The sequence below is a fragment of the Candidatus Fokinia cryptica genome, assembly GCF_034359305.1.
GTDB lineage: Bacteria > Pseudomonadota > Alphaproteobacteria > Rickettsiales > Midichloriaceae > Fokinia > Fokinia crypta.
The window spans coordinates 382511-400567 of sequence record NZ_CP110343.1 but is presented as its reverse complement, the minus strand read 5'-3'; the positions used below and the strand labels follow the sequence as shown (position 1 = coordinate 400567).

Sequence of the window (18057 nt, the reverse complement as noted above, 5' to 3'; positions counted from 1 at the left end):
GGGAATTTGTCTCTTTTTCCATTAAAACAGCATACATGCTCATGCATTTTATAATCCACTAGGAAAACTTTTCTCGATTAATTCAATTGCTATCTTATTAAAAAAATTATTTTTGATATTCTCAAACAACTGGCTGTGTGTTGTATTATGTAATTTCGATAATTCTGTAAGAGTACCTTCTACTCTAGAGTAGTAATCCTATATATTGTGTGGAGCAAAGTTGATACAAAAAAACTACATATATAATATCGTGCTTCCACCTTCAAAAATTTTAAAACGAGGATGTTGTTCTGATATTGCTCTTTTTTTTTCTCGATGTAACTTTCAAGTAAATTCATGGTAGGAACACACAATTACAAGATAGCATAGGTATAGTGAAAGCTATAAATAAGATAAACATTATTGCACTATTTTATTTATCGCCCTTTAGTCTCTAGCTAAAGTCATGATACAAAAAGAGTCTTCACTCATGGGATATTTTATCTCTATCGCCCTTAGATCTTCGCTATCCTCACGTAAATATTTTGAGCAGCACCATCTATTATCACACTTATATCTCGCGTCCTGATACAAATATTTTCAATCCCTACTTATATCAGAATAAACATACTAAAACTTCCTTTTCTAAAACAACTATTCCACAAATTGAATCTACAATAACAACAAATCTTTCCATACCCTACTTTTCATCACATTCACTACTTTCGTTATGCTTTTCTTCAGCACTATATAAATCTGTAATTTGCTTTAAAAGCTCCACCGCTTCATCTCTTGGTCTTTGAAAAATATTTCTCCCTATTATGGAGCCATTACCACCTCCTGCTATTATAGCTTTTACATCATGTATTACACTACTTTCTTCTTTTATCTCACCACCTGAAAATATCACAATCCTCTTACTGTCAAAAGCAGCTTGCATGACTTTCTTTATCGCATCAGCATCGTATGGTAAAAACTCTTCTTCTACTTCTATAGAATGTATTATTTCTATCACTTGTTTGCAGAAGGAATCCGGAAAGTGTGCTATGATAGCTGTAATTTTACCGATAGCTTTACCAGGAAACTTTTTTAGCTCATCGCGATTTTTACACTCTATATGCTTCTCTTTGATTGCGGAAATAACATTATCGGCGACAATTCTACATCTTTCATCCACGTTATACTCGTGAAATTTCACCCTAATTCGTGTAATGTATTTCTCCAGATCAAGCAATCTAAATTCTGCTTTAGGGACTTTCACCTTCACTATGTCAGCACCAAGATGGCATGCTATCTGCACCGCATGTGATACATTATCGACACTTTGCTCTTTCCCCAATACACCATCTCCACGTGGATAAGACCACACCACAGAAAACAATCCTAATCCCCGAGCCTCCGCTATCATTCGTGATGCATATTCCATCATTTTGGTATTACTACTCGTACCAGGATATATAGTAATTCCAACTCCAATACATCCTAATCTCTCTGCATCCTGAGGAGTACTCAATAACGCTTGAACATGCTCGCGCTTGTTTGGGTAAATTGCAGAACAATTCGAATTTAGCTTTAGGATTTTTGGCAGCTTTTTATACTCTTCTGTATCGTTATAAAGCACCTCCATAAATCCTAATGGAGCTGCTATCGCACTTAATCCACACTCAATTGCAAGCTTTAAATGATATGATGGATCATATGCGGCAGGATTACTACTAAAAGACTTATGAGGGCCATGTTCAAATCCTTGATCTACTGCCATTATCACGACATTTTTATCTTTACATACACCACAATTGACTAATTTTAACAAATTATCTCTTACAGCATCATTCCTTGCTTTATAATTGCGATTTATCATATCACTTAGAGAATGTGTCATGCTTATATAAAAAAACTTACCCTAACTATGATGCGAGTATAACCTAAAAATGTTACTTTCAAAAGCTTTAACCTACATATTACGCGAGTACAACGTAAAAAATTCACACATCAATTCAAAATAGATATCTACATTTTTTCTAAAAGTGATTTATATGTTTTTTTCCGTAAAATTCGTTTAGCATTAGAATAGTAAATCGTCGCTTAAACATTGATAGATATGATAAAAAGCAAAATTCTTATACTTGGCTCTGGTCCAGCTGGGTACACAGCAGGAATATACGCTGCAAGAGCATGCTTAGAACCAATATTACTCACTGGAGCATCCAAAGGAGGACAACTCACTACAACTACTGATGTGGAGAATTACACAGGCTTTCCTAAACCCGTACAAGGTTCATGGTTAATGGAACAAATGGAAGAACATGCAAAAAACGTAGGTGTAAAAATAATAGAGGATACAGCGACATCGGTTAATTTAAAGACTTCTCCATTCGAAATTATAACCGCAAATAACTCTAAAATGTACACAGATGCATTGATAATAGCTACCGGTGCAGTAGCAAAATGGCTTAATTTACCTAGTGAGAATAAATTTAGAGGATATGGAGTTTCGGGCTGTGCTACATGTGACGGATTCTTCTATAGGGGAAAAGAAGTAGCCGTAGTAGGTGGTGGGAATACAGCATTAGAAGAAGCTCTATACCTATGTAATCACGCATCTAAAGTCACTCTTATACATAGAAGAGGTGCATTCAGAGGTGATATGACGATGCAACAACGAGTTATAAATCATCCAAAAATAAATATTATTTGGAATCATGTAGTAGATGAGATAATAGGGGATGATAATCCTAAGTCCGTTACAGCTCTCAATATCAAGAATGCCGTTGCTGGTACAATTTCTACTCTTCCAATTAATGGTGTATTTATTGCAATCGGACACAAACCTAATACAGATCTTTTTCGAGGGCAAATTGATTTAGATAATGATGGTTACATTAAAACACAAGCAGGTACTTCTATTACTAACATAAGCGGTGTGTTCGCGGCTGGAGATGTACAAGATAAAATTTATAGGCAAGCTATCACTTCTGCAGGAAGTGGCTGTATAGCTGCATTAGATGCGGAGAAATACTTAAGTAGCACACTATAAAATCACATTACGGAGAAATATACCTCACTATTGACACACTTTCATCTAGCCGGTACAATCCCCAAAATCTTCTACTCTCTCATGAAGAAATGTGTTGTAATAGGAATTTCCGGTGCTTCTGGTAGCGGGAAGAGCCTTTTCGCCTCTACTATCGTTAGAAATTTCAAGTCCTCCGATGTGAGTGTAATATCTGAGGATATGTATTACCGTTCTCAAGATCACCTCTCCCTAGAAGAGAGAAAAAAAACTAACTACGATCAGCCGGCTGCATTTGAGCATGAGCTGCTTGCTGATCACATAATGCAACTCAGATGCGGTACTTCAGTTGAAGCTCCTACATACGACTATGTAAGAAGCACTCGCTCCGCATTCACTAAGTTAATTTGCGCTTGTTCTGTCCTTGTAGTAGAAGGTATCTTATTGTTACATGATGAAAAATTAAGAAATACACTGGATATTAGTATATATATAGACACTCCGCTTGATATATGCCTTTCTAGAAGGATAGTAAGAGACATTCAAGAACGTGGTCGTACTGCAGAAGGTACCATTCAACAATATAAAGATAGCACTAGGCCGATGTTTTTGAAATACGTACAACCTTCTAAAATACATGCCGATATCATAGTACCTCATGGAGGAAAAAATGAAGTTGCAGTAAATATTATAGAGGAAAAAATAAAAAGTATATTAAATCTTTCTAAGAATAATCATCTAGAAACAACGGCACTACATTCCTCAATCTTATAAATTATGCATCAGCTTTTACTACCATTAGTACTTTTTTTTCTTATATATTCGTGTGCATTCTTTCTTAGTTCTGACAAGAAATCTATCAAATTTACTACTATCGCATTTGGTATAGTAGCACAAGTAGTCTTATCTTTTTTAATACTGAAGGTTCCGGTTATAATATCATTTTTTAAATTTCTAAATAATGGTTTTGAGGTAATTACAAAAGCTACTAATGTTGGTGTAACTACTGTATTCGGAGAATTAGCTCTCGAACCACAAAAGAACAATCTTGGATTTATACTTGCACTACATGGCTTACCTTCATTAATTGTTGTATCGACCTTTTGCTCTATTCTGCTTCATTTAGGTATATTACAAAAAATCATGATATTTTTGTCGGTTTTCTACAAAAGCATTATGAGAATACCGACAGTATTATCGATGAGCATATCTGCTACTTTGCTTACCGATAAAAATTTTTCAGCTATGATAAATAAGCCATATCTTGGATTATTATCTAAAGGTGAACTTTTCACAGTATGTACTGCTGGATTAGCATTTTCTTCAATAGCAATCATAACAGTATATGACAGTATACTTTCCACAGTAGTAGAAAATGCTATCACACACATATTGTCGTCTATAGTCATATCATCTCCTGCAGTAATTACAATCGGAAGAATGATGATGCCGTATCACGCCGATCTTACTTTTAAACCCCAAAACATAAAAAGCACCCGTAATACTAATATCATGGATGTAATACAAGATGGAATAATCGATGGCTCTAAAACTTGTGCTATAATAATTGCAATAATTATAGGTATGGTAGCACTAATATCATTACTTAATGAACTTATTCATACATTCTCAACTCTATTAGGATACAGTCTTAGCATTCAGAAAATACTAGGTTTTGCTTTTACACCAATTGCTTTACTTCTTGGTATTCCAATATCTGAATGCCATATCGCTGCTAGTATTATCGGTACTAAAATTGCATTAAATGAGCTTCTAGCATTCAATGATATGCTTCTTTATCGTAACGTAATATCACATAATACAATACTAATACTCATTTATGCATGCTCTAATTTCGCTAATATTGGTAGCACAAGCTTAATAGTTGTCATATATGCTAATTACCTTCCAGATAGAAAAAACGAAGTAGCTGGATTCATATTGAAAGCATTGATGGCAGCTATATTATGTACGCTTAGCACGGCTTCTTTAGCTTCGTTTTGGCTGAACTTAGCTAGTATGTAAAACCACAGATCTCATACTTTTCTTCTCTTTAAGTAATATTAACATAATAACATAGCTTTTAATTGCCTGGAAAAATCGTCGTGAAATCAATACATTCCTACGGTAATTAAAATATTAATAATAATTATGTGCAATTACGTAAGTTCTTATTTTTAAATTTCGACATCTGAAAAGTACTTTCATACTAATATCGTGAACTACACAGAATAAAATATGAATGCTACAAAACTTGCACTACAATAATCATAGGTGTTACGGCTAAGTGAACGCATATACATTCTTTAATTCTCCTAATTAGCAATACATGATACTCATATTATTACAATAAGGTGATATCCTCACCCAATATTACCAGAAGAATCAAATTCAATTGCCATTTCCTTCCATTCATCATATTTTTTAACCGAAGGTAACTTCCGTAATGGAGAAGCGTTTTCAAGTGCTGAAATAGCATTGCTTACAAATTTTCTATATGCACTACTTTCGATCCCATGACGCTCTACCACTTTAATATCATATATGTCCCCATTTCTAGAAACTTTAATATAAACTTTTACACGCATTACATCCTTAGTGTGATGATAATCTAAATACCAATTCTCACTAATTTGACTGATAATGGCATTTTTCTCTTCATCTGATATGCCATCCCCAACAAAACCACTCTCTTCACTTACATTTTTCTCTTTTTTCCGTCCATTATTATTCTGATTCTTTTTTACATCTTTTTTAGAAATTATACTTTTTTTCTTTCTATCTTCTTTTGCAATCTCTACCTTCTCTTTTTTTGGTGAATTTTTACTGCCTAACTTCTCTTTTTTTGATGAATTTTTACTACTTAACTTTTCCTTTTTTGGTGAATCTTTATTTTTCTTACTAATATTGACTTTATGTTTTTCTACTTTTTTCTCCTCTACTAATTGCTTTTTCTCTTCTGTTAATTGCTTTTTTTCCTCTACTAGTTGCTTTTTCTCACTTACTACTTCTCTTGCTTGTTCATCAATTTGTATATTTTCTGTTGAATTTGAGCTGCTATTAAAAGTACGTTCCTCAACACTTTGATATACTTTGTCAAATTCTACTAGAGCACTACTTCGTTCTTCTTGCATTGGAATCATCGGTGCGATACTCATCTTCATCAAAGAACTTTGAATTCGTTTTTCTTCATTAATTTTCAACAAAGAAAAGAAACTAACTACTACAATACATATACAATGTAGTATTACAGAGATTACTATTTGTCGCTTCATATTTACTGACTATCATGCGCACTAAATGCATCAGCTTTACTAGAGATTAGCTTAAAAATTGCTATAGCACCACAACCATTAGCATTATTCATAATATTAAACATCCCATTATGTTCTGCTATTATCGATCTTACTATTGATAACCCAAGCCCAAAACCCTTTTTACTCTTCGCAGTTGGATTACCAATTTCATCAAATAAAACCCCACTTCCAGTATCTTCCACTGACGTTATAACATACCCATTCTCATTAGCAATTGAGATGCGAATACGTTTTTGCATAATAGTACCTTCTGCACTACAGATAGCATTTGCAGCATTTTGCAAAAGATTTATCATTACTTGATGTATTTGATTTCTATCGCAATCTACATATATCGCTACTTCGGTTGAACATAATTCATACATAATATCTACATTCGCTTTTTGCTCTAAAATCATCACTTCACTACATATATCATAAATATTACATGGTGCTAACTTTGCCTTTGAAACTCTTGCACTAAGAAATTGTATGAGCATTTTTTTAATATCTTCAATTTTAGACAGTACAATATTAACGTATTTTTTAAGAGCATGTTGCTCTTCTTCTGGAATTTTCGTAATGAGAGTAGCTTCAATATGCTCTATAGCAAGTTGTATAGGAGTAAGAGGATTTTTTATTTCATGTGCTACTTTCTTAGCTACCTCACTCCATGCTTTCAACTTATTTACTAAATTAACTTCCGTAATATCTTCTAAAGCTATAATGATATTCTCCAATTGCTCATCTCCGTAAATATAGCATAATTTTACTGATAGATTTTTCGTATCACCATTTCTTATAATGTTAATATAATGAGGATACATCGATTCTTTATCCCATTTTTCTTTCATATGTACTTCTGAAAGCAAGTCAGATATTTCAGGAAATACATTACTACCTAACTGAACAAAATCATCTACACATAAAATAGCACATGCAGCATTATTGCATATCAATACTTCATTTCTATTATTAAGCACTATAATTCCTGATAACATTTCAGAAATGATAGTTTCAGTAAATTTTTTCCTAGCTTCCAATGCATTATTCACATCAACAAGTATTTTATGCTGAGTAGCTATTTTTTCTGACATACTACTAAAAGCCTTCGAGAGAGCATATAATTCTCCACTATATTTCATTTTTGGAAGGGAAAAATTATAATCTCCTTTCTTTATCGATCTAGTTGCTCTTATTAGCGAAGATAGAGGATCTATAATAAGATAAGACAATTTATTCGCTATAAAGAACGTTATACATAGTATTAACAACGATCCTATAATAAACGCAAAAAGTACTTTTATTCTAATACTCCTCATATGAGAAATAGACTCCTCATACAAAGTAGTTAAAATCTTCGTATCATCTAGGTGCTTAACAATTTCTGGGTCTATATATCTGCCTATGATGACGTACAGTGGTAAAAAATCATACTGAGTACGTAATTTCACAATCGCGTGAACTTTATTTTCAACCTTGCTCTTGTATACAAATATTTCTCCTTTATCCACTATTGGCAATGCTTCTCGCAATAAAATAGGATCTAAAAAAATAGTAAAAATACTCCAAGAAGTTTGTAATACTGTCTGTTCTGCATTAAATATCATAATATCTGATAAATTTTGCATATTCGCTATAAAATCTAGTACCTTGGTGCCATACTCCTGATCTACTGTCAGCTTCATAAAATACTTTTCGATCTCTACTGAAGCCATCAGGGCATCAACTTTTATTGTTTTGACATGCTCATTCAAATAGAGTTGCGAAACCTCTGCCGTTCTACGTATACTGTTTTTGATTTGAGTTTCGAAATATTTCTCTACTCCAAGATAGTAATATACACTACCAAGAACACTAGAAAGTACTATTGTTGTCAAAACTCCGCCTATTACCATCAATAGGATCTTAAGTCTCAGAGATTGATTTTTAACATATGAAGTTATAGATAGCATACGAATGGTATCGATTGTGTTGATTTTTTTTGTTAAAAAAATTTAAGATAAGTTATCATTAAATGCTTTATTATAACTATATGTTTAAGCTGTAGCTGTGATATCTGTCAAAATCTTTTATCATTTCTACTGAATATCCCTATTTACCTATTGTTTTGTCTTTAAATATATTTTAACATATATTCGTATGACGAGAATAAGCTTTGCTTCACCTCTTGTCTATGTAAAATTTTTGTAAGATACGTATAGTGAATAAGACTGATCTTATTGCAGAATTAGCCTCTGCTAACAACATAACGAAAGTACAAGCTAGCGCATTCTTGGATTCGTTATTGGATATATGGAAGAATGCCCTAAAACGGAAGGAAGAAGTAAAAATGCTTGGATTTGGTTCATTCTTCGTAAAATTTTCCAAAAGTCGCATGGTGAACAATCCTAGAACTGGCGAAGCAATGGAAATCCCTTCAATGCATCGCGTTAAATTCGCTCCTGGAAAAGCTCTCCAAGACGTAATTAATGAATAATTAATTTTTAATAACTTTTATTTTATCATGTTTAAACAACTATTTATTTTTGGCGTTGCAGCTCTATCGCTCACCGCTTGTGCAGGATGCAAAACAGACGTTCCCACATTAGAGGATGGTACTGCTCTAACATCTTCTGACGGAGAACTCGCTCAAGCACTATTGAAGTCTCATACTAATGTCATATACTTTGACTTCGATAAGTACAATTTAGATAACTCTGACAGACAAAAACTTGATCATGTATCTGAACTTCTGAAGAAATATCCAAAAGCTTCCGTAGTTGTAGAAGGTCACACTGATTCAATTGGTACTGAAAAATACAATATAGGCCTTGGTGAAAGACGTGCAAACAGCATAAAACAATATCTCACTGAAAAGGGAGGTATCGCAGCTGAAAGACTAACCATAATAAGTTACGGCAACTCTATGCCTGTTGCTGACAATGGTACACCTGAAGGTAGAGCTCAAAATAGAAGAGGTGTAGTAAATAATAAATAATTGCCATCTCTCTTTTTTTCTAAGAACGCATCTCCTCACCAATGGCGAGGGGATGTGCTTGTATTAAGCAGCGTTTGATAGGTAAGGTTCTCCCCTGAAATTTATTGCATTTTGAAATGTGTTGCTACACATGTGCATCGTTTTATCACAACCGCATACTAAATCAAAACTGTCAGTCAGCGTAACGAAAGTAGGAATTTTTTTCGTTAACTCTATGATAGATATACGATCTAAACTCTCTCGGAATGCTATTATCTGAACCGGAAAACACATATCTTCGGATAACACAGTACGATGAAATATCACATGACCATAATTTAGAATTCTTAAGTAATCAGTACGAGAAATACCAGAATTTGCTATATTGAGAGCGTTAAAATATTCCCTCACACCTGAACAGTATATCCTATTACGTAATTCAATATCTTTAATAACAAGATTTTTCATTATATACGATTCTTTATCCTTCTTACAAAAATTATCGCAAAAATCAGCTCTACACGATGCAGAATATATATTCGTTGGTATTTTTTTAAAAAACTCTTTAAAACTTGATATCTCTATAGTACTCCATTGTTCATTCAATGTGATGCTTTTTATAGTACCACTATATATCTTAGTACTTTTACTATTTCTCATTCTATATTCTTTATCAGCATTTTCCAACTGTAAAGAGAATAAAGAAATTGTACTATTATCGTATACTTCGTCCATTACATTAAATACGTCTAATATATGATGTGGTAATTTTATCTCTAAATTAAATCCTTCATCTAACAAATCTGAAGTTTTTGTAATTTTACTGATATTTCTCATACTACTTCCTTGATACAATACGCCTTCGAAATTGAAACTTTGATCACAATTTGTAAAGCCTAATATACCATTATTTCGTAATATCACCTTCAAGCATAATGCACTTAAATTAGGAATATAACTCATATTACTTCAATTAATTCAATATTATCACAATGAAATTTCCCTGGATTATGCATTTCTATACGTAAAGAATCTTGTACAAATCTTACTAGTACATCAAATTCAAATGAACAAGTTATCAGTAAATCATCCGTTAATGAATCATAAAAGGAAATTATTCCGTTATTATGATCCACTTCATATCTTTTAGAATCTACTTTTTCGTTATTGATAAAAATCTCTACAGTATCAGGCACAATTTTCTTAATATACCTGAATTCAAAATGTCGATTAATATAATATCGTTTTCTTATGTGATATTCTTTTCTCTTCTCATCAGAATACGTTATTATCTCCTTTATTGCTTTGTAATCAGAAATATCTTTAAATCGAAATGTATATAAGCTCCCCCTACATACTCGAAAAAAAGATACTAATTCCTCGACATCTCCATGATCTACTAAAAACGGTGTTACAATATATCTCATCCTAGAATGTACACACATCGTATCATTTAGCTCATGTTTTAACATTTGATGTACCATATTAACATACTCAACACATTTAACTGCTTTAGTTATTAGCGACGTTGGCAATCTGATATCTATAAAATCTTTATTCATTCTTGAATTTCATCAATAAAATTAGAATTATTACATTTTATTTACAATTACATAAACTCTATCTAAGGAATAGAAAATCTCTATCTAAATGCTGTAAATTACCTAAGGAATAGCATCGATTATATTAAGATTATAGATAGGAAATACCATAGCATCACGAGATTACATCACATTGATATGGTATATATCTTGAAAGCGGGAGTGTTTTTCAGAAATTTTTATTAGGAACAATTTTTTTCAACCCGTTACAGTAAGGTATTAATACTTCAGGCACGTCTACTGTACCATCTTCATTCTGGTAATTTTCAAGAACAGCTACCAAAGCCCTTCCTACTGCTACGCCAGATCCATTTAAAGTATGCAAGAAGGTATAAATTTTCTTTTTATTACTATCTTTTACAAAATATCTTCCAAGCATCCTCCTTGATTGAAAATCAATACAATTCGAGCAACTAGATATTTCTCTATATTTTTTTTGCCCTGGAAGCCATACTTCTATGTCATATGTCAAAGCAGAGGTGAAACCTATATCACCGCTACACAATAAAACTACTCTATAATGCAAACCTAAAGATTGCATTAATATCTCGATACTATTAAGCATATGCTGATGCTCAAATTCACTTGTATCCTCACTCGTGATAGTAACCAATTCGACTTTAGAAAATTGATGTACGCGAATCATTCCTCTAGTATCCTTCCCTGCGCTACCAGCTTCTGAACGAAAACATTGAGTATGACTCATAAATCTTTTAGGTAAAGATGTGATATCCACATCACAGGCGGAAAGTAAATTTACTAATGGCACCTCAGCCGTCGGTATTAACCTATACAAAGAATCACACTTAAAAGATTCAGCATCAAATTTTGGCAATTGCCCAGCATTAAACATAGCATCTTCTTTAACAAGTACAGGTACTGACATCTCTAAGAATCCATTTTTTCTGTGATGATCTAACATAAAATTAGTTAATGCTCTTTCAAGAATAGCTAGATCGCCATAGAGATGTACAAATCTAGAACCAGAAATTTCCGCTGCTTTTTCAAAATTCATACTGCGTAAATTTTCTCCTATTTCAAAATGCTGCATAGGTTCGAAGGTAAAATGCTTTTTCTCTCCTACTTCTTTAATAACAACATTATCACTCTCTCCTTCTCCCTCCGGCACTCTACTATCTAATATATTGGGAATTTTTGAAAGAAATGCCTTAAATGCACTCTCCTCTTTTGCAACTTTTGCTGATGCATCTACTATCAAAGCTCTGATATTTTCAGCATTTCTTGTCAGCATTTCTTCTTTTTCATAGTCTGCACTACTCCTTTTAATAATCGCAATTTGCGAAGCTATTTCATTTTTCTGCGTATTTAAATCCTGCAAAATGCTTTTTTTCTTCTTTAACTCATCATGCATCTGTATTACCTCTGCGGAAAGAGAAGGTAATTTTCTCTTTCTCATCATATCATCAAAATCTGCAGGAAAATTTCTAATATATTCTACATTATACATATTAAGACGCTAAAAATTTCTAAGAGTCTTTTACTTTCATTGAAGACGGAAGAGAACCATAAAAAGGTTCAAAAAACCTACTGTGACGCTCCTCATCACACCGCAACATCATAAATTTCATTAATGCTACTCCGGTAGCAGAAGATGGTATCATGTTATCACATTTCTCCCCAAATAGATAGTATTGTTCCCATTTAGGAGTATTCAACTCATTCTCTAAAACCTCCACTACACTAGGTGAAATTGAACGCTTTTCAATAAAGTCATCGATAGAAATTTCAGCTATTTTACTTAAGGCGTCAAAATAATGGTATGGCTCCGCAATTAATTTTGATGGCATTACTGATTCTAACAGCATAATAACTTTCTTTTTATCTGTGTGAATACCAATAAAAAAAGGAGATGATTGAGCGCTTTTTAGCATTTTTCTATATATACTATATAAACATAATTGATAAGTATTTAATTGTATCGATATAATATTACTTTTTACACATAAGATGCCATTAGCATATGATACCCCTATTCTTATACTGTTAAAACTACCAGGGCCTGTATTACATCCTATATATTTAATCTGATTTAAAGAAAGTGATGCTTTTTCTAGAACGGTAGTAGTAAGTTTAGCAATTCTTTCTACTTGCATATTCTTTTCTCCATCATAGTAAGAAAAGATATCTCCACTTTCTGTCATAACTGCTATAGATGTACTGCCAGATGTTGTATCTATGAAGAGCATTGTAAGTTCAAGATGTTTTGTATTATCACTTCATATTCACTTCTAAAATGAATATAGTCCTCCTTATCATTCTGTGCGATCAGAGCACTCTTATAGAACATAAATGTATTACTTATAAGATTTCCATAAAATGATATATTTCCTAAATGTATAATATCACTAAAATTCTTTATATACTGCTGTATAATATCTTCCTTTTCAAATCTCATATTACAAATAATACTAAAACTATCTAATCCAAACTTTTTATACAGCTCATATGATTTAATAGTATTCAACAAGCTTATCGTACTTTCATTCGAAACGAGTACTACATGTACATTATGAGCATGTAAATCATATTTTTCCAAAAGTGAAAGATGTATATCTCCTGTACCAGGTGGAGTATCTATTATTAAATAATCCAAAGAACAATCAATAAACATATTCTCTTTTTTCCATCTTGATAACGATAAGATAGTATCCATCATTTTGGCAATCATTGGCCCTCTCCAAGAGAATACCTTATTATCATCCTTTGATATAAAGAAATCTGCTGACATTATCGGCATTCCTTCTGCTATGGGTGGTATAAAGACTCCATCTCGCATCATCATATGACCTTTCACTTCTAAAAAATTAGGAATTGAAGAACCATATATATCTAAATCAGCTATTCCTACATTAAAACCCTTAGCTCTTAAACTCAAAGCTATTCCAACAGCTACTGAAGATTTTCCTACACCTCCCTTTCCTGACGTTACTACTATGATATTTTTTACGTTCTCAATACGTTTTTTTTCTTTCTTATGAATCGCATTCGGTAGCTTATGCGGTAATTCTATGTTTTTTTCGAACTGCTGAATTATAACACACTTCGCTTCTGCAAGTCGTAATAAAAGCTTGATATCTTCATTACATTGATCATAGCTACGTAATATATCAATACATCTTAATTTTAAGCTATCTTTTTCACGATCAGTAATACTAATATCGGGACTGAGATATATAAGCATTATGATAATGCTTCTGCCATTTTCATAACTCTGATGCGTAATACTTACTGAAGATCCAGCACGTAACAACTCTGAAATAGCGACATTATGTATATACTCGCTTAAAACTGAAAAATCGTATTTCATCACAGATCAAAACCTTCCCTCATACATCTAGCTCTTTAACATTTAGTGCATCTTGCTCTATAAACTCTCTCCTAGGACCTACTACATCACCCATGAGCATTGAAAATGTTTGATCAGCCTGAATAAAATCATCTACTGTAATCCGTTTCAAGATCCTGTTCTTTGGATCGAGAGTTGTTTCCCATAATTGTTCCGGATTCATTTCTCCTAATCCTTTAAATCGCTGTATGTACATACCTTTTCTGGCAATGTCTAAAAGACAGGAAAATAAGGAAGATGGTAAAAGGAATCTAATTGCACTCCCTCTGATTGTAAAAGTTCCTCCTATTTTAAAATTTACAGCCGAATAAAATTCCAATACATGCCGTATTGTAGAATTTTTCATATCCTTCTTCAAAGCTACAAAATCCATTTCGCACGCTGCAGTTCTATTCTCCTCCTCTAATAAAAATTTAACTTTTTTACTCTCTTCAGAAATAGCCCAACTTATAGCAGTTTTAGTACCTTCACTTGCTCCATCTGAGAGAAAGTTTTCAACTTTTTCAACTTCCTCAGATTCCTCAGATATATCGGAATCTTTTGTATTCCCAGATTTCTGAATTTGCCCAGCACCAGTACTTTTAATGATACCCCATCCTTGATTCCATAATTTTACTATTTTTTGTGCTACTGAAATATTGAAATCTTCTGATTCTTCATCAAGAAAACCATCTGTAAATATACATATTTCGGCTAATCTCTTATACAAGACATTCTCTCTATTATTTATATATTCAGAAAAGCTACTGAGAGACTCTAGCCTCTCCCAAATATATTCTCTGGATACTTCTCCCTTTAGAGTTGCAAAAATATCATCAGATACTATAGACATCAAAAAAACTTTTAGTTCTCGTTCGTCTTTTATATACCTGTCACTTTGTCCTTTTCGAACTTTATATAATGGTGGTTCTGCAATATATAGATGTCCTTCTTCTATAATAGGGTACATATATCTAAAGAAAAAGGTAATCAATAAAGTTCTAATGTGAGCACCATCTACATCAGCATCTGTCATTAATATTATCTTATGATATCTCAATTTGGATACATCCAAGATATCTCTTCCTATTCCTGTACCAAGTGCACTCACAAGAGTGCCAATCTCAGAATGGGAAAGCACTTTATCTATCCTAGCTCTTTCCACATTTAAAACCTTCCCTCTTAATGGAAGCACAGCTTGTATCGCTCTATCACGCCCTTGTTTAGCAGAACCTCCAGCTGACTCCCCTTCAACTATAAATAATTCGCACAATGAAGGGTTTTTTTCTTGACAACTAGCTAATCGCCCTGCAAGAACTGACATTTCAAATCCTGGTTTTTTTCTACTTAAATCTCGAGCTTTTCTTGCAGCTTCTCTCGCTATAGCAGAATCTAATATCTTATTCGCTATAGCTTTAGCAGAATTCGGATTTTGCTCAAACCACCTTTCAATATAAGAAAACACAACATGCTCAACCGCACCTTTAACATTACCACTAGCAAGTTTTTCTTTAGTCTGAGATGAAAAGATTGGTTCATGAACTTTTATGGATAGTATAGCAGTTAAACCTTCTCTTATATCATCTGGTGATACTTCTAATTTTTCATACTTTTTATTCTTGATGGTATTAACATATGCAGTTACAGCTCTAGTAATAGCGCTTCTAAAACCAGCAAGATGCGTACCTCCATCTCTCTGCCTTATATTATTTGTAAAGCACATGACATTCTCTGCATACCCATCATTCCAAGCAAGACCAACATTTACTATCACGTCATCGCTTTGACCATGCACATCTATCACATCATGCAACTTATTTTTAGCTCTATCCAAGTAAGCAACAAACTCTTTCACTCCTCCTGCAAAACAGAAAGTCCTCTCTAATGGCTCTTCTTTTCTATAATCTTTCACAGTAAAAGATGCACCTGGATTAAGAAAGGCAAGTTCTCTCACTCTTTGCTCGATATGATTGCAATCGAACTCCACTACGGCAAAAATTTCTCTAGAAGGAAGGAAAGTAACTTTAGTACCGCGTTTCCCTGCACCTGTGGCATTTATTTTTAGAGCATTTACCGTTCTTCCTTCCTTGAAAAGAAGTTCGTATTCATTATCATCCCTCCATACAGTTAATAATAACCACTCAGACAATGCATTTACCACAGATACCCCAACTCCATGAAGTCCACCGGACATCTTATACGCATCACTATCAAATTTCCCACCCGCATGCAACTTAGTCATTATAACTTCTGCAGCAGAAATTCCTTCTTCTTCATGCATATCTACCGGTACCCCTCTTCCATCATCTTCTACACTTGCTGAACCATCACTATTCAGAGATATTGAGATATTTTTAGCATATCCGGCAATACATTCATCTACAGCGTTATCTAAAACTTCGTTCAACATATTATGTAGTCCTAATGAAGAACTAACATCACCGATGTACATTCCTGGCCTCTTCTTAACAGCATCTAACCCCTCCAAAACTTGGATAGACGAGGCATCATATTTTTTCGTCATTCAAAAACTATAAAAAATCGGCAAGTGGTGCGATTACCCTCAGAGTAGACTTAGAGTGATAATTTGTCAATTATACGATATCATCACTAGCATTTTATCCATCTTTTAAAACGGTAGAAGGAGATATTTTTGCAATACTAAGCGAGGGATAAAGAGATGCAAACAATGAACAAATTATTGAAAAAGTGGCTATAAGCACAATACTAGATAATGATAACTCTATTGGAAGCTCGGTTAAAATATAGATTTTAGGATCGAATAGAGATATATCGAACAACTCTTCTACCATGTATCTTATAAGTGGTAAATTTTTAGCAAATATACAACCAAAAACTACACCAAGTATCGTTCCTACTACCCCTATATAAATACTACATAAGAGAAATATGGACATTATAGACAATTTTGACATTCCAATTGTTCTTAGTATAGCAATCTCTTTTCTCTTATCTTGCACCATTACCATAAGTCCAGAAAATATATTGAAAGTGGCAACAACAATAATAATGGAAAGTATTATATACATAGTTGTTCTTTCCGCATCTAGTGCAACTATTAAATGACCATTTCTCTTCTTCCAATCGATAATAGCATATCTATCTTTAAAAAGAATATCTAATTCAGCCTTAATACTCGACATATCTAGGGGATTTTGCACCATGATCTCGATACCAGTTACTGCTTTTTCAGGGTAGCCAAATAACTTTCTACAATCTTCTATGCTCATAAAAATCATACCATTATTATAATCCATCATTCCGGAATCAAAATAATCGTTTATTTGATAACTTTTACTTCTCGGTATGATGCCTAAAAATGTTTCCACAAATTGAGGTATTGTAAGCTTCACTTTCAGTGTGCCGTCACGTAATGCACTCTTCATAATACCATTACCTACAATAAAAAATGCATTATCATCATGCTTATGAGTAGTAATATTACCACGAATAAATCCTCCTTTTGTAAAAGAATAATCCAATGCATCGTTATCAATACCTTTTATAAGAACACCATCAATATTTTTATTGTAAGTAATCATAGCTTGTCCTTGTATGACACACGATACGTGTTCTACATCTTTAATATTTTTCACTTTTTCCACGTCATGCTCATCACAAATCATAGTACCTTCGTATGGATAAACGAGGATATGGCTCTGCACTCCAAGCATTTTTGTGACGATATATGATTTATAGCCGTACATAACAGACGTTACTATTATTAAAGTAGCTACACCAATTGCTATCCCAGCAATAGCAAAAGCATTAATTATGTACATGAAAGCCCTATTTTGCCTACTTAAAGCAAATCTTCTAGCAATAGCAAACTCTATCATCAT

General features: G+C 33.1%; 15 protein-coding genes. 5 read left to right on the top strand and 10 right to left on the bottom strand.

The genetic code is table 11. The features are described 5' to 3' along the window. Positions 1-679: 679 nt before the first annotated feature. A complete protein-coding gene (locus Fokcrypt_RS01870; RefSeq protein ID WP_323722507.1) occupies positions 680-1861 on the bottom strand; it encodes a beta/alpha barrel domain-containing protein in 1182 nt (393 codons plus the stop codon). Positions 1862-2080: 219 nt separating this feature from the next. Here Fokcrypt_RS01870 and trxB point away from each other — a divergent pair, with 219 nt between their 5' ends. From trxB to Fokcrypt_RS01855, 3 genes are all read left to right on the top strand, one after another. Then, positions 2081-3016, top strand: a complete 936-nt coding sequence (gene trxB, locus Fokcrypt_RS01865; RefSeq protein ID WP_323722506.1) for a thioredoxin-disulfide reductase — start codon at positions 2081-2083, stop codon at positions 3014-3016. Positions 3017-3097: 81 nt separating this feature from the next. Further along, entirely contained in the window at positions 3098-3766 is a 669-nt protein-coding gene (udk, locus tag Fokcrypt_RS01860) for a uridine kinase (RefSeq protein WP_323722505.1), read from the top strand. A gap of 3 nt (positions 3767-3769) precedes the next feature. Further along, a complete protein-coding gene (locus Fokcrypt_RS01855) occupies positions 3770-5017 on the top strand; it encodes a nucleoside transporter C-terminal domain-containing protein (protein ID WP_323722504.1) in 1248 nt (415 codons plus the stop codon). Positions 5018-5355: 338 nt separating this feature from the next. Here the strand turns inward: Fokcrypt_RS01855 and Fokcrypt_RS01850 are convergent, their stop codons facing one another. Together Fokcrypt_RS01850 and Fokcrypt_RS01845 are read right to left on the bottom strand one after the other, a co-directional pair. Then, on the bottom strand, positions 5356-6267 hold the full coding sequence (locus tag Fokcrypt_RS01850) for a cell envelope integrity protein TolA (RefSeq protein WP_323722503.1): 912 nt from the start codon (positions 6265-6267) through the stop codon (positions 5356-5358). Positions 6268-6269: 2 nt separating this feature from the next. Then, positions 6270-8243: a sensor histidine kinase gene (locus Fokcrypt_RS01845; protein WP_323722502.1), complete on the bottom strand. Its 1974-nt coding sequence runs from the start codon at positions 8241-8243 to the stop codon at positions 6270-6272. A gap of 248 nt (positions 8244-8491) precedes the next feature. Here Fokcrypt_RS01845 and Fokcrypt_RS01840 point away from each other — a divergent pair, with 248 nt between their 5' ends. Then, positions 8492-8767: an HU family DNA-binding protein gene (locus Fokcrypt_RS01840; protein ID WP_323722501.1), complete on the top strand. Its 276-nt coding sequence runs from the start codon at positions 8492-8494 to the stop codon at positions 8765-8767. A gap of 27 nt (positions 8768-8794) precedes the next feature. Further along, on the top strand, positions 8795-9268 hold the full coding sequence (locus tag Fokcrypt_RS01835; RefSeq protein ID WP_323722500.1) for an OmpA family protein: 474 nt from the start codon (positions 8795-8797) through the stop codon (positions 9266-9268). 63 nt (positions 9269-9331) lie between these two features. On the opposite strand, the gene Fokcrypt_RS01830 is transcribed toward Fokcrypt_RS01835, so the two are convergent. From Fokcrypt_RS01830 to Fokcrypt_RS01800, 7 genes are all read right to left on the bottom strand, one after another. Next, entirely contained in the window at positions 9332-10210 is an 879-nt protein-coding gene (locus Fokcrypt_RS01830) for a baseplate hub domain-containing protein (RefSeq protein ID WP_323722499.1), read from the bottom strand. Continuing rightward, positions 10207-10809, bottom strand: a complete 603-nt coding sequence (locus tag Fokcrypt_RS01825; RefSeq protein WP_323722498.1) for a DUF2460 domain-containing protein — start codon at positions 10807-10809, stop codon at positions 10207-10209. Before Fokcrypt_RS01825 ends, Fokcrypt_RS01830 begins: the two co-directional genes overlap by 4 nt. Before the next feature lie 208 nt (positions 10810-11017). Continuing rightward, the gene (serS, locus tag Fokcrypt_RS01820; RefSeq protein WP_323722497.1) at positions 11018-12316 is read right to left on the bottom strand and encodes a serine--tRNA ligase; all 1299 of its coding nucleotides are present in this window, start codon (positions 12314-12316) and stop codon (positions 11018-11020) included. A gap of 19 nt (positions 12317-12335) precedes the next feature. Then, complete coding sequence (locus tag Fokcrypt_RS01815) at positions 12336-13055, bottom strand: hypothetical protein (protein ID WP_323722496.1); 720 nt, start codon at positions 13053-13055, stop codon at positions 12336-12338. Beyond that, on the bottom strand, positions 13043-14176 hold the full coding sequence (locus tag Fokcrypt_RS01810) for a P-loop NTPase (protein ID WP_323722495.1): 1134 nt from the start codon (positions 14174-14176) through the stop codon (positions 13043-13045). The genes Fokcrypt_RS01815 and Fokcrypt_RS01810 overlap by 13 nt, the downstream gene beginning before the upstream one ends. A 19-nt stretch (positions 14177-14195) precedes the next feature. Next, positions 14196-16718, bottom strand: coding sequence for a DNA topoisomerase (ATP-hydrolyzing) subunit B (gene gyrB, locus Fokcrypt_RS01805; RefSeq protein WP_323722494.1), 2523 nt, complete (start codon positions 16716-16718; stop codon positions 14196-14198). A gap of 94 nt (positions 16719-16812) precedes the next feature. Beyond that, positions 16813-18057: an FtsX-like permease family protein gene (locus Fokcrypt_RS01800; protein WP_323722493.1), complete on the bottom strand. Its 1245-nt coding sequence runs from the start codon at positions 18055-18057 to the stop codon at positions 16813-16815.